Origin of the sequence: Micromonospora sp. DT227 (assembly GCF_049841835.1) — a bacterium.
Lineage (GTDB): Bacteria > Actinomycetota > Actinomycetes > Mycobacteriales > Micromonosporaceae > Micromonospora.
On sequence record NZ_JBNCLA010000005.1, the window covers coordinates 145,090 to 164,302 of the forward strand.

Annotated in this window: 23 protein-coding genes and 1 tRNA gene; 16 read left to right on the plus strand and 8 right to left on the minus strand. The window is 72.9% G+C overall.

Annotated elements, in window-relative coordinates; translation table 11 throughout:
- Positions 1–85 precede the first annotated feature (85 nt).
- The 6 genes from ACLQ2W_RS18775 (at position 86) to ACLQ2W_RS18800 (ending at position 5,630) form a co-directional block, all read left to right on the plus strand.
- Complete coding sequence (locus ACLQ2W_RS18775; protein WP_425787548.1) at positions 86–2,221, plus strand: MMPL family transporter; 2,136 nt, start codon at positions 86–88, stop codon at positions 2,219–2,221.
- Positions 2,214–3,446: an FAD-dependent oxidoreductase gene (locus tag ACLQ2W_RS18780; RefSeq protein WP_425787549.1), complete on the plus strand. Its 1,233-nt coding sequence runs from the start codon at positions 2,214–2,216 to the stop codon at positions 3,444–3,446. The genes ACLQ2W_RS18775 and ACLQ2W_RS18780 overlap by 8 nt, the downstream gene beginning before the upstream one ends.
- A 114-nt stretch (positions 3,447–3,560) precedes the next feature.
- Positions 3,561–3,637, plus strand: a tRNA-Ile gene (locus ACLQ2W_RS18785).
- A 331-nt stretch (positions 3,638–3,968) separates the two neighbouring features.
- Positions 3,969–4,160, plus strand: coding sequence for a type II toxin-antitoxin system HicA family toxin (locus ACLQ2W_RS18790; RefSeq protein WP_343445677.1), 192 nt, complete (start codon positions 3,969–3,971; stop codon positions 4,158–4,160).
- 15 nt (positions 4,161–4,175) lie between these two features.
- The gene (locus ACLQ2W_RS18795; RefSeq protein WP_425787550.1) at positions 4,176–4,643 is read left to right on the plus strand and encodes a type II toxin-antitoxin system HicB family antitoxin; all 468 of its coding nucleotides are present in this window, start codon (positions 4,176–4,178) and stop codon (positions 4,641–4,643) included.
- A 504-nt stretch (positions 4,644–5,147) separates the two neighbouring features.
- Positions 5,148–5,630: a hypothetical protein gene (locus ACLQ2W_RS18800; RefSeq protein ID WP_343445680.1), complete on the plus strand. Its 483-nt coding sequence runs from the start codon at positions 5,148–5,150 to the stop codon at positions 5,628–5,630.
- Between the two features lie 551 nt (positions 5,631–6,181).
- On the opposite strand, the gene ACLQ2W_RS18805 is transcribed toward ACLQ2W_RS18800, so the two are convergent.
- Positions 6,182–6,919, minus strand: a complete 738-nt coding sequence (locus ACLQ2W_RS18805) for an LPXTG cell wall anchor domain-containing protein (RefSeq protein ID WP_425787872.1) — start codon at positions 6,917–6,919, stop codon at positions 6,182–6,184.
- 120 nt (positions 6,920–7,039) lie between these two features.
- A complete protein-coding gene (locus ACLQ2W_RS18810) occupies positions 7,040–7,189 on the minus strand; it encodes a hypothetical protein (RefSeq protein WP_425787551.1) in 150 nt (49 codons plus the stop codon).
- 71 nt (positions 7,190–7,260) lie between these two features.
- Here ACLQ2W_RS18810 and ACLQ2W_RS18815 point away from each other — a divergent pair, with 71 nt between their 5' ends.
- Positions 7,261–7,842: a DinB family protein gene (locus tag ACLQ2W_RS18815; protein ID WP_425787552.1), complete on the plus strand. Its 582-nt coding sequence runs from the start codon at positions 7,261–7,263 to the stop codon at positions 7,840–7,842.
- A 68-nt stretch (positions 7,843–7,910) separates the two neighbouring features.
- Here ACLQ2W_RS18815 and ACLQ2W_RS18820 read toward each other — a convergent pair whose 3' ends face one another.
- Entirely contained in the window at positions 7,911–8,432 is a 522-nt protein-coding gene (locus tag ACLQ2W_RS18820; RefSeq protein ID WP_425787553.1) for a hypothetical protein, read from the minus strand.
- 195 nt (positions 8,433–8,627) lie between these two features.
- Here ACLQ2W_RS18820 and ACLQ2W_RS18825 point away from each other — a divergent pair, with 195 nt between their 5' ends.
- A complete protein-coding gene (locus ACLQ2W_RS18825) occupies positions 8,628–8,870 on the plus strand; it encodes a hypothetical protein (RefSeq protein ID WP_405090755.1) in 243 nt (80 codons plus the stop codon).
- 1 nt (position 8,871) lies between these two features.
- On the opposite strand, the gene ACLQ2W_RS18830 is transcribed toward ACLQ2W_RS18825, so the two are convergent.
- Positions 8,872–9,273: a nuclear transport factor 2 family protein gene (locus ACLQ2W_RS18830; RefSeq protein WP_425787554.1), complete on the minus strand. Its 402-nt coding sequence runs from the start codon at positions 9,271–9,273 to the stop codon at positions 8,872–8,874.
- A 61-nt stretch (positions 9,274–9,334) separates the two neighbouring features.
- Here ACLQ2W_RS18830 and ACLQ2W_RS18835 point away from each other — a divergent pair, with 61 nt between their 5' ends.
- Together ACLQ2W_RS18835 and ACLQ2W_RS18840 are read left to right on the plus strand one after the other, a co-directional pair.
- A complete protein-coding gene (locus ACLQ2W_RS18835) occupies positions 9,335–9,769 on the plus strand; it encodes a MarR family winged helix-turn-helix transcriptional regulator (protein WP_425787555.1) in 435 nt (144 codons plus the stop codon).
- The gene (locus tag ACLQ2W_RS18840) at positions 9,766–10,110 is read left to right on the plus strand and encodes a nuclear transport factor 2 family protein (protein ID WP_425787556.1); all 345 of its coding nucleotides are present in this window, start codon (positions 9,766–9,768) and stop codon (positions 10,108–10,110) included. The genes ACLQ2W_RS18835 and ACLQ2W_RS18840 overlap by 4 nt, the downstream gene beginning before the upstream one ends.
- A 37-nt stretch (positions 10,111–10,147) precedes the next feature.
- On the opposite strand, the gene ACLQ2W_RS18845 is transcribed toward ACLQ2W_RS18840, so the two are convergent.
- Positions 10,148–10,771: an NAD(P)-dependent oxidoreductase gene (locus tag ACLQ2W_RS18845; protein WP_425787557.1), complete on the minus strand. Its 624-nt coding sequence runs from the start codon at positions 10,769–10,771 to the stop codon at positions 10,148–10,150.
- A gap of 102 nt (positions 10,772–10,873) precedes the next feature.
- Between ACLQ2W_RS18845 and ACLQ2W_RS18850 the strand changes: the two genes are divergently transcribed.
- The 3 genes from ACLQ2W_RS18850 to ACLQ2W_RS18860 all read left to right on the plus strand — a co-directional run bounded on the left by ACLQ2W_RS18850 (position 10,874) and on the right by ACLQ2W_RS18860 (position 12,140).
- Positions 10,874–11,263 (plus strand): winged helix-turn-helix transcriptional regulator, encoded by a 390-nt coding sequence (locus tag ACLQ2W_RS18850; protein WP_425787558.1) that lies wholly within the window; start codon positions 10,874–10,876, stop codon positions 11,261–11,263.
- Positions 11,264–11,468: 205 nt separating this feature from the next.
- A complete protein-coding gene (locus ACLQ2W_RS18855; RefSeq protein WP_405090749.1) occupies positions 11,469–11,843 on the plus strand; it encodes a VOC family protein in 375 nt (124 codons plus the stop codon).
- A 138-nt stretch (positions 11,844–11,981) separates the two neighbouring features.
- Positions 11,982–12,140 (plus strand): hypothetical protein, encoded by a 159-nt coding sequence (locus ACLQ2W_RS18860; protein WP_425787559.1) that lies wholly within the window; start codon positions 11,982–11,984, stop codon positions 12,138–12,140.
- A gap of 16 nt (positions 12,141–12,156) precedes the next feature.
- Here ACLQ2W_RS18860 and ACLQ2W_RS18865 read toward each other — a convergent pair whose 3' ends face one another.
- The gene (locus ACLQ2W_RS18865; protein WP_425787560.1) at positions 12,157–12,624 is read right to left on the minus strand and encodes an SRPBCC family protein; all 468 of its coding nucleotides are present in this window, start codon (positions 12,622–12,624) and stop codon (positions 12,157–12,159) included.
- 39 nt (positions 12,625–12,663) lie between these two features.
- On the opposite strand from ACLQ2W_RS18865, the gene ACLQ2W_RS18870 reads away from it, so the two are divergent.
- The 3 genes from ACLQ2W_RS18870 (at position 12,664) to ACLQ2W_RS18880 (ending at position 17,178) form a co-directional block, all read left to right on the plus strand.
- Positions 12,664–13,248, plus strand: a complete 585-nt coding sequence (locus tag ACLQ2W_RS18870; protein ID WP_425787561.1) for a GNAT family N-acetyltransferase — start codon at positions 12,664–12,666, stop codon at positions 13,246–13,248.
- A 112-nt stretch (positions 13,249–13,360) separates the two neighbouring features.
- Positions 13,361–13,957: a hypothetical protein gene (locus ACLQ2W_RS18875; RefSeq protein WP_425787562.1), complete on the plus strand. Its 597-nt coding sequence runs from the start codon at positions 13,361–13,363 to the stop codon at positions 13,955–13,957.
- 62 nt (positions 13,958–14,019) lie between these two features.
- On the plus strand, positions 14,020–17,178 hold the full coding sequence (locus ACLQ2W_RS18880) for a BTAD domain-containing putative transcriptional regulator (protein WP_425787563.1): 3,159 nt from the start codon (positions 14,020–14,022) through the stop codon (positions 17,176–17,178).
- 95 nt (positions 17,179–17,273) lie between these two features.
- Here ACLQ2W_RS18880 and ACLQ2W_RS18885 read toward each other — a convergent pair whose 3' ends face one another.
- Positions 17,274–18,098, minus strand: coding sequence for an ABC transporter permease (locus ACLQ2W_RS18885; RefSeq protein ID WP_405090744.1), 825 nt, complete (start codon positions 18,096–18,098; stop codon positions 17,274–17,276).
- Positions 18,095–19,051, minus strand: coding sequence for an ATP-binding cassette domain-containing protein (locus tag ACLQ2W_RS18890; RefSeq protein ID WP_425787564.1), 957 nt, complete (start codon positions 19,049–19,051; stop codon positions 18,095–18,097). The genes ACLQ2W_RS18885 and ACLQ2W_RS18890 overlap by 4 nt, the downstream gene beginning before the upstream one ends.
- Positions 19,052–19,213: the final 162 nt, after the last annotated feature.

Genomic DNA, 19,213 nt, shown 5'->3' on the forward strand with positions numbered 1-19,213 from the left:
GAACGCCGCTTCGGACGGCAGGATGGTCGGGGTCGACTTAGACTCCCGCTGCGTCGATTTTTGCGTCGATCCGAGGGTGGTGGAGATGGCCGCAGGACGCAGCCGCTGGACCGCGACGCTGATCGCGGTGGCGGTGGTGCTCGGCTGGCTGATCGTCGGCGGCGTCGCCGGCCCGTACGCCGGCAAGCTCGGCGACGTCGCCACCAACGACAACGCGTCCTTCCTCCCGGCCGACGCCGAGGCCACCCGCGCCCAGGACCTCGCTGCCGGCTTCGTCGACCGGGAGACCACCCCGGCCCTGGTCGTCTACGAGCGCACCAGCGGCATCACCGCCGCCGACCAGCAGCGCATCCAGGCCGACGCGGCCCGCTTCGCCCAGGTGCCCGGCGTGGTCGGCCCGCTGCCACCGCCGGTCGTCAGCCAGGACAAGCAGGCCGCCCAGGTGATCGTCCCGATCGACAGCGCCGAGGGCGAACAGATCCGCAGCGTGGTCGACCAACTGCGGGCCATCACCGGCCCGGACCGCGACGGGCTCACCGTCGACGTGGCCGGCCCGGCCGGCCTGCTCGGCGACCTGATCGAGGTGTTCTCCGCCATCGACGGGCCACTGCTGCTGGTCACCCTGGTCGTGGTGCTGATCATCCTGCTGATCGTCTACCGCAGCCCGGTGCTCTGGGTCTTCCCGCTGCTGGCCGCCGGGATGTCGTACTCGCTGGCCGCCGTCGTCGTCTACCAGCTCGCCAAGCACGACGTGGTCAAGCTCAACGGGCAGGCGCAGGGCATCCTCACCGTGCTCGTCTTCGGCGCCGGCACCGACTACGCGCTGCTGCTCATCGCCCGCTACCGGGAGGAACTGCACCGGCACGAACGCCCCTGGGACGCGATGAAGGCCGCCTGGAAGGGCGCCGCCCCGGCCATCATCGCCTCCGGCGCCACCGTCATCGTCAGCCTGCTCTGCCTGCTGCTGTCCAGCCTCAACTCCAACCGGGCGCTCGGCCCGGTCAGCGCCGTCGGCATCGCCGCCACGCTGCTGGTGATGCTGACGTTCCTGCCCGCCCTGCTGGTGCTCGGCGGCCGGTGGGCGTTCTGGCCCCGGCGACCCCGGCACGACGACGCCGACCCGCGTACCGAGCACGGCCTCTGGGGGCGGATCGCCGGCTTCGTGGCGCGCCGCGCGCGTACCGTCTGGATCGTCACCGCCGTGGTGCTGGCGGCCCTCGCGATCGGGGTGACCCAGCTCGGCGCCACCACGCTCGGCCAGTCCCAGCTCTTCACCCAGCGCACCGACTCGGTGGCCGGCCAGGAGGTCATCGACAAGCACTTCCCGGCCGGCACCGGCAGCCCGGCCACCATCTTCACCGAACAGGCCGCCGCGCAGCGGGTCGCCCAGGTGGCGCAGGGCGTCAAGGGCGTCGCCTCGGTGGCGCCGCTCGGCCAGCAGGGCCAGAACGCGCCACCCGACCCGAACGCCCCGCCCAAGGTGGTCGACGGCCGGGTGCAGCTCAACGTCACGCTCGCCGACCCGCCCGACAGCAACGGCGCCGAACAGACCATCCGGGACCTGCGCGAGGCCGTGCACGCGGTGCCCGGGGCGGACGCCGTGGTCGGCGGCTTCACCGCCATCAACGTGGACACCGCCGACGCGTCCGTCCGGGACCGCAACGTGATCATCCCGGTGGTGCTGCTGGTCATCGCGATCATCCTGGCGCTGCTGCTGCGCGCCCTGGTCGCCCCGGTGCTGCTGATCGCCACCGTGGTGCTGTCGTTCCTGGCCACGCTCGGCCTCTGCGCCTTGCTGTTCAAGTACGTCTTCGACTTCCCCGGCGTCGACCAGTCCTTCCCGCTGTTCGCCTTCGTGTTCCTGGTCGCGCTCGGCATCGACTACAACATCTTCCTGATGAGCCGCGTCCGCGAGGAGTCGGTGCGCCGCGGCACCCGCGCCGGGGTGCTGGCCGGCCTGGCGGTCACCGGCGGCGTCATCACCTCCGCCGGCATCGTGCTCGCCGCCACGTTCTCCGCGCTCGCCGTGCTGCCGCTCGTCGTGCTGGTGGAGCTGGGCGTGGCGGTCGCCGTCGGGGTGCTGCTCGACACCATCGTGGTCCGCTCGCTGCTGGTGCCCGCGCTCGCGTACGACATCGGGCCGAAGGTGTGGTGGCCCAGCCGCCTGTCCCGGTCGCACCGCGACGGCGACCGGGCCGGAGCGGGGGTGGACCGTGCCTGACACCGACGTGGTGATCGTCGGCGGCGGCCTGGCCGGCCTCGCCGCCGCCCGCCGGCTGCACCGCGCCGGCGTGTCGTGGCGACTGCTGGAGGCCGGCGACCGGCTCGGCGGCCGGGTCGCCACCGACGAGGTCGACGGCTTCCTGCTGGACCGCGGCTTCCAGGTGCTCAACACCGCCTACCCCCGGCTCGGCGCGCTGCTCGACCTCGACGCGCTCGACCTGGGCTGGTTCACCTCCGGCGTGCTGGTCCGTCGCGGCGACCGACTGGCCCGGCTGGTCAACCCGCTGCGCGAGCCCACCGGCGCGCCCGGCGCGTTGACCGCCGGCGTCGGGTCGCTGCGCGACCGGCTGCGCCTGGCCGCGCTCGCCGCCGGCTGCGCCACGCTGCCCGTCGGGCGGCTGCTCGACGCCACGGAGACCAGCACCGAGACGGCGCTACGGCGGGCCGGGCTCTCCGACGCGATCATCGAGGAGCTGATCCGGCCGTTCCTGGCCGGCGTGCTGCTCGACCGCGAGCTGGCCACCTCCAGCCACGTGTTCGCGATGATCCTGCGCTCGTTCGCCAGGGGCCGGATCGGCCTGCCCGCGCAGGGTATGGGCGCGCTGCCCCGAGCCGTCGCCGCGCCGCTGCCCGCCGAGCAGATCACGCTGCGCGCGCCGGTCACCGGCGTCGCGCCCGGCCGGGTCCGCACCGAGGCCGGCGAGATCACCTGCCGCGCCGTCGTGGTCGCCGCCGACCCGCCGGCGGCGGCCACGCTGCTGCCGGCCGTCGAGCGGGTACGCATGCACGCGTACACCACCTACTACCACCGCACCGACGCACCGCCGCTGGACGAGCCGATCCTGCTGCTCGACGGCGACCGCCGGGAGCTGGTCGTCAACACGGTGGTGATCAGCAACGCCGCCCCCTCGTACGCGCCGGCCGGCCAGCACCTGGTGGCCACGTCCGTGGTCGGCCCGCAGGCCCCGCCCGAGCCGGTGATCCGCCGCGAGCTGGACCGCCTCTACGGCCGGTCCACCGCCGACTGGACCCACCTCACCACCGTCCCGGTGCCCGACGCGCTGCCGGCCGCCCTGCCGCCGCAGGGCCGGCTGCGCAAGCCGGTGGCGCTCGGCGACGGCCTGTTCGTGGCCGGCGACCACCGGGACAGCCCGTCCATCCAGGGCGCGTTGGCCAGTGGCTGGCGCACCGCCGGCGCGGTGCTCGACGAGTTGCGGGGTTGATTCGGCGCTCCGCTGCTCGCTGTTATCCTCACGTTGCTCGTCGTGGGCATGGCGGCGGCGTACGCCGTCGTGGCCGGTGATCGATCGGCGGGTTACGATCCGACGCGCGGTGACGGGGCGGTAGCTCAGCCGGTTAGAGCAGGGGACTCATAATCCCTCGGTCGCGGGTTCGAACCCCGCCCGCCCCACCAGTGCAAAAGTCCGTCTAAAGATCATCTAAAAGGAGCTCTCGGTGCACGGCAGGCGCCGGCTCCGACGGTTGCGTGTCGACCACCGATCGCACTCGTGAAGTGAGCCCTTGGCGGGTTGCAACCAGGCCTTCGCCGTGCAGCATCGCGATTGCCCACCTCGCCCGCTAGCCAGGCGGTGCGCTCGTTGCGTGACGTGTCGCCGGCGCGGTAGCAGCATTCGATTCGCAGTGAACTTTCGGCGTCGGCTGGAAGTCCTCGTTCAGGCGGGCGCTCCCATGTCATCAAGTCAAGCCTGCTTTACTGTCATTGTCTACTACACTAGACTTACCACGTGAAGCGAACCGACCTGATCAACCGGATCGGCAAGGCCGCCGCCGACGCGGGCATCACCTTCGAGAAGCTTCGCGAAGGAGGCAGCCACACCATCTACCGGTACGGCTCGCAGAACGTCGTCATACCCCGACACAAGGAGATCAACGAACTCACCGCGCGGGGCATCCTGCGCTCTCTCGGCTTGAGGTAGAAGGGACTACCGCCGATGAAGTACACCGCAACGTGTGTCCGCTCCGGCGGCTGGTGGGCCATCACCGTCCCGGAGATCACGGGCGTCTTCTCTCAGGCCCGCCGCCTGGACCAGGTCGAAAAGATGGCACGGGAAGCGATCGCGCTCATGCTCGACGTCAAGCCCGACAGTTTTGACGTGGAGGTGCAGCCCGAAGTCCCGAGGGAAGTCACCAGAGCGCGCAAGGCGCGTATCGCGCTGCGCGAGGCCGAACAGTCTGCCGACAAGGCCACCGTCGCTGCGGCCCGAACGCTGCTCGACAAGGGTTACACAGTCCGCGACGCGGGTGCCCTGCTCGGCATCTCCGCTCAGCGGGTGTCGCAGCTGGCGCCGAAAAAGGCACCAGCCAAGGTGGCCAGCCGCAAGGTGGTAACCGGCCGCGCAAGTAAGAGCAACAAGGGCGAGAAGTCTGGCGTCAAACCGGACCACGAAGTCGCCGCCTGATCTTCACCGCACGCCCCGGACCTCTCGCAGGTCCGGGGCCTCTTGGCTGTCGATGCACGTGTCAGACAGAGCACCCAACCACCCGCTCGCGGCGCGGGCCCGCGACGCCCGCGCCGAAGGTGCCTACCGGCACAGCCGACACCACGCCCACGCGCCTGAACTCCGGTCCCCAACGGCCCGGCCGAGGTGGCAACCGTCGCCATGACGTTCCCCGTCCGATGCCTGCGCTGCGTGCCGGGATCTACGACCTCGGCATGGGGGACCGCCCGGGAAACCGACTGCTCCGTGCGGAGGACCCGTGCTGCGGGCAGGTGGTCGACGACCGCCCAACCGCCAACGCAGCCTCTCACCTTCGCCTCCCCGCCTGCCCCCGGCGGCAAGCGGCGGAACCCGCTGGTGTGGATAGCCGGCGGTCTGGGGGTGCTCGTCCTCCTTTGCTGCGGTGCGGGCGCGATCGGTGCCGCCCTCGACGACAGCAAGCCCGCCGCTCAGACCAGCCCGAGCGTGAGCACACCCACGGCCACAGCAACGGCGGCACCCACCACCGCGGTACCCCCAACCGTTGCCCCGGCCACTCCCGCCGCGGCGGCGAGCAGCAAACCCGCCCCGACGAGGACCACCCCGCCGGCCAAGCCGAAGCCGGTTGTGTACGGGAAGCTCACCGAGCGGCAGTGGAAACTCATCGCCAAAAACCCGGACAGCTACACCGGCCGCACGTACGTCGTGTACGGGCAGGTCACCCAGTTCGACGCCGCGACCGGCACCGACGCGTTCCGCGCCAACGTCGGCGGCCGGAACCTCACCTACGAGTTTGAGTACGACACGAACACCCTGTTGCAGGGCGACGCCGGCCGGCTCTCCGACCTGGTGCAGGACGACGAGTTTCAGGCGAAGGTGACCGTGCTCGGGTCGTTCTCGTACGACACCCAGATCGGCGGGGAGACGACGGTTCCGCTGCTGCGCGTCGACTCCATCAAGGTCCTGTAACCGGATCCCGTCCGCCAGTTGGGCGGGCTTCACGCAGCCGCCCTTCACGGTCGAGGGCGGTTGCCTGCTTGAGGAGGTCATCGTGGACGGATACGTGCCGTTGCCGGCGCCTCGCCAGCGCATCGCTGACCCGGCCATGCCGTATGGCGAGTATCGGTGGCAGCCAAGCTAGCGGCCATCCGCAGCCCGCTGGCCACTGCTGGGCGACAACGCTCGCACCTCCGCGAGGATCACCGCCGGAGTGCTCGGCCTGGTCGTGACGGGTACGGTGCTGGTCGCGCTGCCGATTCTGCTGTGCCCGTTTGCCACGTTAGGGTTGGCGGCGGTGGGGATTGTGGCACGTCGGGGTGGACGGAAGCCGCAGCAGCGTCTGCTATGGGCCTATTGAGGCAAGCTACAGAACCTCATGGGAGGTGGTCCCGCGGCCACCACCCGACACATCAGCGGCCCCGGCACTCGCCGGGGCCGCTTCCTGTCAGGCGGACACCGCCCATGAACCCGCGCCCCCGCCCCGCTGGCCTGACTGCCGGGGCGTCACTCCGTCGCGCGAGCTATGCCACGAAGCGGGCGCGGCGCCGGCGCCCGATCACGTAGCCCACGCCACCGAGGAGCAGCAGCGTGCCGCCGATGCCGGCCACGGTCGCGGTGTCGGAACCGGTCACCGGCAGCCCGCCGCCCTCGCCACCCTCGCCGCCGGGGGCACCCGGGCTGACGGAGGGGGCAGCGGTCGGCACGACCGTCGTCGAGGCGCTGGGCGTGGCGGTCGCCGTCGGCGTGGGCTGAACCGTCGGCGTCGCCGTCGGAGTCGGCTGAGCCGCGCAGTCGAGCGCACGGGCGTCGTGCAGGCCGGTGTTCAGGAAGGCCAGGAGGACGTCGATGGACCCGTCGTCGAGGGCCTTCTGCGTCGCGGCCCGCACGTTGGGACCGGCGCCGGTCATGGCCTGGTTCGTCTTGACGCGTAGGTCCGTCTGCCAACGGCCCTGCACGTCCGACTTGAGGAACGCACGCAGCTCATCCGCGGTGCCGTTCAGCCGGTCCTCGATGGCCTTGGGGAGAACGGGCAACGATTCGGCGCTCGCCTCGGCCAGGAGCCGGTAGGCCAACAACCGCAACTCGGTGTTGGTAGCGGTGTCCACATCGATGGTGATGAGCTCGCGGAAGTCCTTGTAGACCTTGCGCTCGACCGTCTGGCAGGCCGGGTCCAATCCGGGCACCTGAGCCTGAGCCGGCGCCGCCGGAATCAGAAAGGCCAGCGCCACCAGGACGCCGGCCGACAACTTCCATCGCACGTGGATGGTCCTCCCCGTTGTAGGCAAAAACATGGAGATGCTACCGAGAGCGGGCAGACCGCACTGCCCCGGGGGATCGACCTTCGTCGGTGACGGGCGGCAGTCGTGGCCGCTGTCTGCCTACGACGAGAGGTGCCAGATCTCCTCGAACGGCCCCATCACGTTGTCGCCGACGCCCCGGCGACGGACCCGGGCCGCCAGCCACGCGAGAGTCCCCAGGACGGCCGCCAGGACACCGACGACCAGCACGATCGCCAGCAGCTCAGCCACCGACCCACCCTAGCGGCGATCGTCGGGGCCGGGGCTGCGCCGCCGGAGTCGGATGCCGCATGCTGTCCGCCATGGCGATCTCCGACCCCAAGGCCGACCTGCTCGACTACCTACGCGGGGCGCGCAGCGTGCTGGTGTGGAAGCTCGACGGGCTGGACGAGTACGACATCCGCCGCCCGCTGACGCCCACCGGCACGAACCTGCTGGGCCTGGTCAAGCACCTGGCCCGAGGCGAGTTCGGCTACTTCGGTGAGACCTTCGGTCGGCCGAGCGACGCCGTTGCACAGTGGCCGGCGGGTGAGGAGACGTGGGAGGCGTGGGCCCTGCCGACCGAGTCGCGCGAGTCCGTTGTCGAGCTGTACCGGCGGTCCTGGGCGCACGCGGACGCCACGATCGAGGCGTTGCCGCTGGACGCGGTCGGCCGGGTGCCGTGGTGGGGTGACGGCGGCGAGGTGACGCTGCACCATGTCCTGGTGCACGTGACCGCCGAGACGCAGCGTCACGCCGGTCACGCCGACATCGTCCGCGAGCTGATCGACGGCGCGGTCGGTCTGCTCCCCACCATGACGAACGTGCCGGCCCTGGACCCGGCGGCCATGGCTGAGCATCGGGACATGGTGGAGCGGAACGCGCGGGAGGCCGCCGGGCGCTGAGGTCTGCTCGGGCCAGCCGCCATCTCGTCCCTGACCGTGGCGACCGGGCCAGTCGCAGTCGGCGGCAGTCATCTCCGGCTGCGCCCAGCGGCGTCGAGCGACTTGCCCAGCCGGTACCGCAACGCGCGTACCTGAGCGATCGACAACGCCACCTGGGCGCCTCCGGTGTCGTCGGTCGCGCTCAGTATCACCACTGGTTCGGCAGCGGCGTGACCGGCCTGCACCAGCGCCACGGCGACCAGGTACGCCTCCGGCCGGCTGGTGTTGATCTCTGATGTCCGTGACCGGTGCTCTCCCCGCTGGGCGCAGTCGTGCCGGTCGCACCACCGGGGATGCCGGTCGTCCGCCCCCAACATGCCGGTGGGGAAGAGGTGAACGTGTCCGCACATCCGCACCACGCCGGGCGGCAGGTTCCATGACATGGACGCGGTCAAGCCGGCTGCCGTGATGGCGCGCGCCGCCGCCTCCGGGTGGGTGCGACAGACGTAGGCGACGCCGTCCAGCGACTCGGTGAGGAGGTCGCTGTAGATCTCGATTCGACCAACCGCCGGTGCTCCACAATCAGCCAGCCTGAACGGTAGATCGCGCATGGTGCGTACCTCCGATGCGATCAAGGCCACGACCAGCGTTCCCGACGCGAGCCGAGGGCGGCTCTCTCCAAGCCAAGCTGACTCTACGGGAGTTAGGCCCAATCATGCATCAACTCATTTGGCCTAACCTGTGCCCCGCAACAGTTGGCCCAAAGGGCTGCCGGCGAAGATGGCCTAGTGGATCTCGATGGGGCCATGCGGGCACTACGGGACGCCGAAGAGGCGCTACCCGGTGCTGATGAGCGTGCCGCGCAGGCCGCCCGGCAGATCAAGGCCGAGGCTCGCGCCCGGGTCGAGGCGGCCCGCGTCGAGCTGCATCGCGTCATGGTGGCGGAGTACCGGGCCGGCGCCCGCCAGGTAGACCTCATTCGCCGCACCGGCTACAGCCGCGAGCGGGTCCGGCAGATTCTGCGGGCCGCCGGCGTCGAGGGGGACTGACTCAGGGTCGCAGGGGCGTGCGGCGGGGGATCACCTTCCGGTGCGCGATCCGCCACCCGGCACCCTCGCGGCGGACGACGTCCTCGTACACGACGCTGCCGACCGAACCGTCGGCGTGGATGCCGATCCCCTTCGACACCGCTCGGACCGTGCCGTCCGCGTCCTCGGTCACGTGGACGTTGGTGACGTGGTGCCCGACCGGATTGCGGTCCCCCAGGGCGAGGGCCGCGCTTCTGATCGCCTCGTGGCCGTGCAACTCGCCGAATCCGAAGGACGTCACGTCGTAGACCACGTCCGCGGTGAACAGCTCGCCCATCCGGTCGAGTTCGCCGGCGTCCACGAGATGCCCGTGCAGGGCCAACAGCTCGTGGATCGCCACCCGGTCCGCCACCGGCAACGTCATCGGTCGCCCCCTCGTCGCGCGATCTCTTGATGCTATCAAGAGTTGACGCTATAAAGAGACCGTGACCGACGAGACGTCCGAGGACGCCTTCTTCCGGGAGTTGGGCGGCACCTGCGCCGAGCTGCGGCAGGCGTTCGCCCGACACGTGGGCATGAGCCCGCAGCGCGTGCAGGTGCTGGTCCGGCTGCGACGCGCGGGGGAGACCAGTCACCGCGACCTGCGGCGGGCGTTGGGCGTGGACGGCGCGAGCATCACCCGGCTGGTCAAGGAGTTCGAGGCCGAAGGGCTGGTCGGCCGCCGTCTCGACCCGGCGGACAACCGCTACACCCTGGCCGCGTTGACCCCCACCGGCGTACGCGTGGCCGACGACCTGGCGCGGGCCCACCAGGCGTACCAGGAGCGGCTGCTCGACGGCGTCACCGCACGCGACCGGCAGACCGTGCGGCGCGTCCTGCAACGCGTCCGGGCCAACGCGACCGAACCGGACGGCCGGTGACCGACCACGGGCGCGCCGTGGCCCGGCGCATGTACGCGGCGTTCAACAGTCGTGACTACGACGCCGTGCCGGGGATCTTCGCGGCGGACTTCCGCAGTCATCCGCTGGGGACCACCGGGCCGGAGCACGTGGCCCCGGCCTGGCGGCGGTTCCACGAGGCGGTCCCCGACGTCCGGGTCGTCGTCGAGGACATGGTCGTCGAGGGGGACCGGGTCGCGGTCCGCACCAGCGTGCACGGCGTGCCCGGGCAGCCGCCGTCGACCATGCTGGAGTTCCTCCGGGTACGCGACGGACGCATCGCCGAACTCTGGGGCCTGTCGGCCCTCCACCGCGAACACTGACCAGCCTCGTCGGGACGGGACCCGGCCGGCTCGGGGCTCACGCCTCGCGGACGCTCGCGGTCCCCCGTAGGTGGCCGGGCGCCTCGATCTCGTCGAGCAGCGCGATCGCGAAGTCCGGGTAGCTGATCCGGCTGGCCGGATCGCCGTGCGCGGCGAACTCGTAGCGGCCGGTGCGGGCGCCGTCGTGGTCGAAGTCGCCGGCGGGCGCCACGTACGACCAGTCGAGGTCGCAGTGTCGCAGCTCGGCGAGGCCCGCCGCGTGGCCGAGGAAGAACGGGCGGTACTCGCTCGGGTAGCCGGGCTCGTCCATCAGGGGCGTGCCGGACGGCCCGGGCAGGACCGGTGCGAGACCGACCACCACCAGGCGGCGTACGCCCGCCTCGGTGAGCCCGGCGGCCAGTGCGCGCGACGACGTGGGGAAGAAGTCCTGCGCTGGCACGGTCAGGTCCGCCGCCGCGCTGATCGCCGCGTCCTGCCCGGCGGCGGCCCGCGCCACGCTGTCCGGGTCGGTGACGTCGCCGGCCACCACCGGCGCGTCGGTCGGGTCGCGGTGCCGGGCGGGGTCGCGTACCACCGCCGTGACCTGGTGGCCGCGCCGCCGCGCCTCGGCCACGGCCCGGCGTCCGGCGCGACCGCCGGCGCCGAAGATCACGATGTTCATGAGAAGACGCCTCTCACCAGGGCCGGAGCCCTGTGCCCGGCCGGTGCGCCGACGGTATCGACGGGCCTGGTTACCTCGGGGATACCGGCTATCGTGAGCCGCATGAGGCAACCGTTGCCCGCCGACATGTTCGACGAGCTGTGCCCGTCCTCGCTCAACCCGATCCGGTTCGGCGACAAGTGGGCGGCGCTCGTCATCCGCTGCCTCGAAGGCGGCCCTCGGCGCTTCTCCGAGCTGCGGGTGCCGCTGCGCCGCGTCACCCCGAAGGTGCTCACCGGCTCGCTGCGCGCCCTGGAACGGGACGGTCTGGTGACCCGCACCGTCCACCCCGGACGCGCCGTCGAGTACGAGCTGACGCCGGTGGGCCGCAGCATGCTCGAACCGATCGCGGTGGCGTGCGCCTGGACCGAGCGGCACTGGAACGAGCTGCTCGACGCCCGCGAGTCGTACGACGCCGCGGCGCCTCCCGACCGGCGGGCCCGGCCGGCGTGACGATTGCGACTGTCGACCGGGCCGACTAGCGTCAGCGTTCGTGAACACCGGACCGGCCCGAGGCCATGCACGGATTGGTGATCCGGTGGAGGTCTGACCGCGCCACGGGTGCGCCACGGGCACCCGCCAGGTCGGGCCCGCGGACCTCCCCGCCGCTCGCGCACCGATGGTTCCCATTCGTGTCGAGCACCGTGAGGTCAACCGCATGACCGTTTCGTTCAACCACACCATCGTCGCCGCCCGGGACCGCCACGCGTCGGCCCGGTTCTTCCGGGAGCTGCTGGAGCTGCCGGAGGCGCCGTCCTGGGGTCCGTTCACCAACGTGCAGCTCTCCGACGGCGTCCTGCTCCAGTTCGCCGAGCCGCCGGTGGAGATCCAGATGCAGCACTACGCGTTCCTGATCGACGACGACCTGTTCGATCGGGCGTACCAGCGGCTGTGCGACCAGGGCGTCGAGCACTGGGCCGATCCGCAGATGCGTCGACCCGGTGAGATCAACAACGAGCACGGCGGCCGGGGCGTCTACTTCAAGGACCCCGGGGGCCACGCCATCGAGCTGATCACCCGCCCGTACCTGTAGTTCGGACGGGTGCCGGCCGGGCGCCGAAACCGGTGTCCGGCCGGCACGTCAGCCCGTCGGGCCGCAACCCGGCCAGCCGATCGCCCGGCTCTGTGGGACGCTGACGGGGTGGCTCGACAGTCGACGGCATGGTCCCGGATGTCCGCGCGGCAGCGTCGCGTGGTCGGGGTCGCGCTGGGCCTGGCGGTCTGCGGCGTCGTGCTCGCGCTGGCGGTCGATCCGGCACTCGGGGCGATGGTCATCTCAGCGGCGTCGCTGGTCGCCATCTTCACCGTGGTGTTCACCCCGCCGGCCTGAGACGGCGTCCACGTCGTCAGCGTGCCGACTCGACATACGCGGCCAGGTTGGCCAGCGAGGACGCGATGCCCTCCTCGTGCACCGCCTGGTCGATGCCGGGTGGCACGCCGGTCGCGGTGACGGTCACCTCGGTCGCGTCGCCGGCCGCGGCCAGGTGCCAGGTCAGGGTCATGATCCCCGCGTACGCCGGGTCGTCGGCCTCGAACACCGCGGTCTGCACCACCCGCTCCGACCGGACCAGGTCGGCGAACCCGACGTCGACGACGTCCGTCGCGTCCGACGTCTTGCCCGGGTTGCCGGTGGGGTCGAGGTAGGTGAGCGCCATCCGGAAGCCGCCACCGGGGCGGGGATCCCACCGCTCGATCCGCCCGCGCATGCCGTCCGGCGGCAACCACGCCTCCAGCGCGTCCCGGCGCAGAAGCGCGTCGTAGACCGTCGCCGGCGCCGCGGCTATCGTCCTGCTGGCCCGATCGATCCTGCTCACCACTCGAGTCTAGGAGCCGGTCGAGTGGAGGATGGTCGGGTGAGATTTCCGCTCTCGACGCCGCCCGCCATTCCCGCCGGCACCCTGGCGTCCGGTCCGCAGCCGACGCTCGCCGTCGGCGACAGCCTCGTCCTGCGGCCGTGGCAGGCGTCCGACGCGTCGACGTTCCTCGCCGCCTACCAGGATCCCGAGATCCGCCGCTGGCACACCCGCCGACCCGACTCCGAGGACCAGGTCCGCGAGTGGTTCGCGTACTACCGCCAGGCGTGGCGCCAGGAGACGGCGGCGAGCTGGGCGATGACGTACGGCGGCGGTGAGCCGCTCGGGCGCATGGTCCTGGGCGCCATGGACCTCGGCGACGGGGTGGCGGTGTGCGCGTACTGGGTGGTGCCGGCTGCTCGCGGCGCGGGCGTGGCCTCCCGGTCGCTGCGGGCGGTGAGTGACTGGGCGCTCGGCGCCGGCTTCCACCGTCTCGAACTCGACCACTCGACCCGCAACCAGGCGTCCTGCCGGGTCGCCGTCAAGGCCGGGTTCCGGGCCGAGGGCACCAGGCGCAACGCCGCCGTGCACCCGGACGGACGGCACGACATGCACCTGCACGCCCGCGTCAGCGGCGACGACTGACCGGGTGCTGCTCTGCTCGCCGGGGCGGACGACAGCCTGCGGTGGCGTCTGGTGGCCGAGGTAAGAGCGGCCATATGTGATGATCGACGCGGGGGCGTCGGTGGGAGGACAGATGACCGAGTCACAGCGCGGCACCGCGCCACGGACGTCGTTCTGGCAGTCGATGGCGGGGATACTCACCGCCGTCGCCGGCCTGGTCACCGCGCTCGTCGGCGTCGCGGCATTCGTCTACCAGGTCACCGGTGGCGGCCCCACCGCCGCTCCGGCGACGCGGTCGCCCACTCCGTCGGCTTCGCCCCGGGCGGCAGGCGCGGAGACGTCCCCACCGCAGGCCGCCACCCCGGAGAGTGCCGGGGCCGGCCCCTTCGAACTGCTCTTCAACAACAACGGCGTCGATCTCGACGCCGACCCGCCCAGGGTGGCCACCGGGCCGGACCCCGAGATCGACATTTACGACGGGGGTGGCTCGATCCAGAGCTTTCCCATCTGGGCCGGCCTGGCCAGGTGGAGTCGCGCCGGCTCACCGACCCGAGAGGACTGCGTCTCCCTGCTCAACGGCTTTGCGACGATCGACTCCACCTACCGCAAGGGCAGCCGATACTGCGTGCACACGCGGGAGGACGTCCACGTCGCGTTCGTCGAGTTCGTCGCTCCGATCGAGGCCGGCTGGAAGATCCGGGTGACGGTCTGGCCGGGCACGGCGGACTGACCTCCGTGACTGGCCTCCCACGAGGCGCGGGACTCGGTGGCCGCGAATGAGAGAGTGACGGCGTGCGGGTGGGGATCCTCGGGCCGCTGGAGGTCCGCGACGGCGAACAGGCCGTCGACGTCGCCGGTGCCCGGCTGCGGGCGCTGCTGATCCGTCTCGCCCTGGACCCGGGCCGTCCGGTGAGCGTGCCGGCGCTGGCCGAGGCGCTCTGGGCGGACGCGCCGCCCGCCGACACCGCGAACGCCGTGCAGACGCTGGTGTCCCGGCTGCGCCGCGCGGTGCCCGGGCTCGGGGTACGCAGCGGCCCGACCGGGTACCGGCTCGACCTGGCCCCGGACGACGTGGACGCGGAGCGGTTCGCGCGGCTGGCCCGCCAGGGGCGGGAGGCGCTGCGCGACGGCGACCCGCAGCGGGCGCTCGGGTCACTGCGGGACGCGCTGGCGCTGTGGCGCGGTCCCGCGCTGGCCGAGGTCGCCGACGCCTCGTACGCGGACGCCGCCGTGGCGCGCCTGACGGAGCTGCGGCTCACCGCCCAGGAGGACCGGATCGAGGCGGAGCTGCGGATCGGCCGGCCGGAGCTGCTGGTGGCCGAGTTGGACGAGCTGACCGCCGCGCACCCGCTGCGGGAGCGACTGGCCGCGCTGCGCCTGCGGGCGTTGGCCGCCGCCGGTCGGCCCGCCGAGGCGCTGGCCGCGTACGAGCGGATCCGGCAGCGGCTCGCCGAGGAGCTGGGGGTGGACCCCTCGCCCGAGCTGCGGGCCGCGCACCTGGCGTTGGTGCGGGGCGAGGCGGCCCCACCACCGGCGCCCGCCGGGCGGCGGGGGAACCTGCGCGCCGCGCTCACCACCTTCGTCGGGCGGGACGACGACCTGCTTCGGCTCACCGGGCTGCTCGCCGGCAACCGGCTGGTCACGCTGCTCGGGCCGGGCGGCGCCGGCAAGACCCGGCTGGCGAGTGTGGCGGCCGGCCGGCTGGCGGACGGCGTACCGGGTGGGGCCTGGCTGGTCGAGCTGGCCCCGATCACCGACCCGGCGGACGTGCCCCGCGCCGTGCTCGACACGCTCGGTCGCCGGGAGCGGGCGCTGGAACCGGCCCGGACGCCGATCCGCGACACGCTCGGCCGGCTGGTCGACGCGCTCGCCGCCGACGAGACGTTGATCGTGCTGGACAACTGCGAGCACGTCGTCGAGGCCGCCGCCCGGCTCGCCGAGGAGCTGCTCGGCCGCTGCCCGGGGCTGCGTGTGCTGGCCACGTCCCGCGAGCCGCTCGGCATCGTCGGCGAGGCGCTTGATCCCGTACCGCCGCTGCGCCTGCCGCCGGCGGACGTGTCGCCGGCCGACGCGGTCGCGTACCCCTCGGTGCAGTTGCTGCGCGACCGGGCCGGGGCCGTGCGGGCCGGGTTCGCGGTGACCGACGACAACGTCGCCGACGTGGTGGAGATCTGCCGCCGCCTGGACGGCCTGCCGCTCGCCATCGAACTGGCCGCGGCGCGGCTGCGGACGCTGTCGCCGGGGCAGGTCGCGGCCGGCCTGGACGACCGGTTCCGGCTGCTGACCGGCGGCAGCCGGACCGCGCTGCCCCGGCACCGGACGCTGCGCGCGGTGGTGGACTGGAGCTGGGGTCTGCTCACCGGCGACGAGCGCCGGCTCGCCGAACGGCTCGCCGTGTTCCCGGCCTCGGTCACCGCCGAGTCGGCGGCCGGCGTCGCCGGCCCGGCCGCCGCCGCGCTGCTCGACGCGCTCGTCGACAAGTCGCTGCTCCAGGTGGTCGGCGACGGGCGGTTCCGGATGCTGGAGACCATCCGGGAGTACGGGCTGGAGCGGCTCGTCGCGGCCGGTGGCGCCGCCGAGGCGCGGGCCGCGCACGCCGCGTACTTCCGGGACCTGGTGGTGGTCGCGGAGCCGCACCTGCGCACCGCCGGCCAGCTCCCCTGGCTGCGGCTGCTGGCCGCGGAGCGGGAGAACATCGTCGGCGCGCTGCACTTCGCCTGCGACGCCGGGGACGCGGACACCGCGCTGCGGATCGGCGCCGGGCTGGCGTTGCCGCTGATCATCTGGGGTGACGACGGCGGGATCGGCGGCGACGTGCTGGCCCGCGCGCTCGCGCTGCCCGGCCCGGCGCCGGCGGCGGAGCGGGCCGTGGTGCTCGCCATCCGCATGATCACCGAGATGTTCCACAGCGCCCGCGAGCCCACGCCGGAGCGGATCGCGGAGCTGACCGACGCGGTCCGCGCGGCGCAGGGGACCGGGCACCCGCTGGTGGCGCTGCTCGAACCGGCCCTGTCGATGTTCACCGACGACACCGCCGCCGGGATCGCGGCGGTGGACCGCGCCCGCGGGCACCCCGACCCGTGGACCGACGGCACGCTGCTCACCATGCGCGGCCAGATCCGGGAGAACGACGGCGACGCCGAGGGGATGCTGCGCGACCTGACCGGGGCGGTCGCGGAGCTGCGGGTGGTCGGCGAACGGTGGAGCCTGTCGATGGTGCTGAGCCAGTACGCCGACGCGCTCACCAAGCGCGGTGACTTCCCGGCGGCCACGGCCGCGCTGGAGGAGTCGGCGCGGCTGGTCCGCGAGCTGAACCCGAGCGCCGAGCCGGGCTTCCAGTTGATCTGGCTGGCGGCCATCCGGGCCCGGTCCGGGGACGTGGCCGGCGCCAAGGCGGAACTGCGCCGGTTCGTGGCCGAGCGGGTGGGCGACCGGGAGGGCCGGGACGCCGCGTTCGCGCTGATGATGCTCGGCGACATCGCCCGGATCGAGGGTTCGCTCGACGAGGCGGCGGAGTGTTTCGCGGAGGCGATGCGCCGCCAGGACGAGGCGCCGCTCGTCGCGCCGCAGTTCCGCGGGCTGCTGTTGGCCGCGATGGCGAACCTCGCGCTCGCCCGGGGCGACGTGCCGGGTGCGCGTCGCTGCCTGTCCGAGGCCGCCGCCCGAGGGCTCGCCGCCCGGGACATGCCGGTGATCGCGATCATCGCGGTCGGCTGGGTGGCGGTCGCCGCGGCGGAGGGCCGGTACGAGCGGGCCGCCGAACTGCTCGGCACGTCCGACTCGCTGCGCGGCTGGCCGGACCGGTCCAACCCGGACGCGCAGCGGCTCGCCGAGCGGCTGCGCGCCGAGCTGGGCGACGACGGGTACGCCGTCGCGTACGCCCGGGGGCACGGCCTGAGCCGGGCCGCCGCCCTGGCGTCCGTGAGCGGCGACCCGGCCCGGACGGCCTGAGTCGGGCCGCCGCCCCTGGCGAGCGGCGACCCGGCCCGGTGAGACGGCCGCCGCCCCGGCGTTCGCGGGGCGGCGGCCCGACTCGGTGCGGCCGGTCAGGCGCGGCGCCGGTAGGCCCGCACGGCCAGCGGCGCGCAGACCGCGATGATCGCCACGGTCCAGATCAGTGACCGGGTCACCGGTCCGGCGACCGGCCCGCCGAGGATCAGGCCCCGCGCCGCGGTCATCACGTCGGCCACCGGGTTCACGCCGACCCACCACTGCAACCAGCCGGGCATCGTGTCGGTGGGCGCCATCATGTTGGTGCCGAAGGTCAGCGGGAACATCACCAGGAACGCGGTGCCCTGCACCGCGCTCGGGCTACGCATCAGCACGCCGAGCAGCACCCCGACCCAGCTCACCGCGAACGCGAACGCGATGGTCAGCAGGCACGCCGCCAGCGTGGACAGCGGATCGGTGCCGATTCGGAAGCCGATGGCGTAGCCGAACGTGAACAGCACCACGATCGAGACCACGAACCGCACCAGGTCGCCGACCACGGAGCCGACAAGCGGCGCGGACCGGGCGATCGGCAGGCTGCGGAACCTGTCGAAGACGCCCTTCTCGATGTCGGTGTTGAGGCTGACGCCGGTCGCGACGGACGCGAACAGCACGGTCTGCACCATGATCGCCGGGAGCAGGAACTCCAGGTACTCGTGCTGCGAGCCGGAGATCGCGCCGCCCAGCAGGTAGACGAAGATCAGCACGAAGACGATCGGTTGGAGCGTCACGTCGAGGAGCTGCTCCGGCGTGCGGAGCGTCTTGATCAGGCTGCGGCCGGCGAGCGCGAGGCTGTGCCGGACCAGCCCGAACGGGCGGGCGCCGGGCCGGGGCGTACGGGTCCGGGGCGGCGTCGCCGCCGGGTGCGTGGTCGTGGTCATGCCGCCACCTCCGTGGGCTGTTCGGCGCCGTGGCCGGTCAACGTGAAGAACACCTCGTCCAGGCTGGGCAGCCGGAGCGCCAGCTCGACCACCCCGATGCCGGCGTCGTCGAGCCGGCGCACGACCGCGGTGAACGCCGCGTCGCCCTCCACCGGCACGGTGAGCAGGCCGGGCCGGGGGAGTTCGGGTTCGGCGCCGGTGGCGGCGCGCAGGATGTCGGCGACCTCGCCGATCCGCTCCGGCTCGGTCGGCCGGACCACGATGGTCTGGCTGCCGGCGATGCGCTTCAGCTCGGCCGGCGTGCCGTGGGCGATCACCCGACCGTGGTCGATCACCGAGATCTCGTCGGCCAGCGCGTCCGCCTCGTCCAGGTACTGCGTGGTGAGCAGCACCGTCGAGCCGTCGTCGACGAGCGAGCGGACCACCCCCCACATCTCCTCGCGCTTGGCCGGGTCCAGGCCGGTCGTCGGCTCGTCCAGGTAGATCACCTCCGGCCGGCCGACCAGGCTCGCGGCCAGGTCCAGCCGGCGGCGCATGCCACCGGAGTACGTCTTGGCCGGCCGTCCGGCGGCGGCGGTCAGGTCGAACCAGGCGAGCAGTTCGGCCGCCCGCGCCCGGGCGTCGCGCCGGCTCAGGTCCAGCAGCCGACCGATCAGCACCAGGTTCTGCGTACCGGTCAGGTCCTCGTCGACCGACGCGTACTGCCCGGTCAGGCCGATCAGCCGGCGGACCCGGGCGGCGTCGGCGACCACGTCGTGACCGCCTACGGTGGCCCGCCCCCCGTCCGGGCGCAGCAGGGTGGCGAGAATGCGTACCGCGGTGGTCTTGCCGGCGCCGTTCGGCCCCAGCACCCCCAGCACGGTCCCCCGTCGTGCGGCGAGGTCGATCCCGGCCAGCGCGGTCGTCGAACCGAACCGCTTGACCAGGCCCTCCGCCTCGAATGCGTAACTCATGGCACCGACCATGGCGGGCGCCGCTGGCAGCGCGCGCACACGACGCTGACACCGGTACGCACACCGCGTCGCCGACCGACAGGAGGTGCTCGCTCGCCGCGCCCGCCGACCACCTGGACCGGTGAACGGCCGACCCGGATGGCGGTGGCCGGGTGCGTCGCC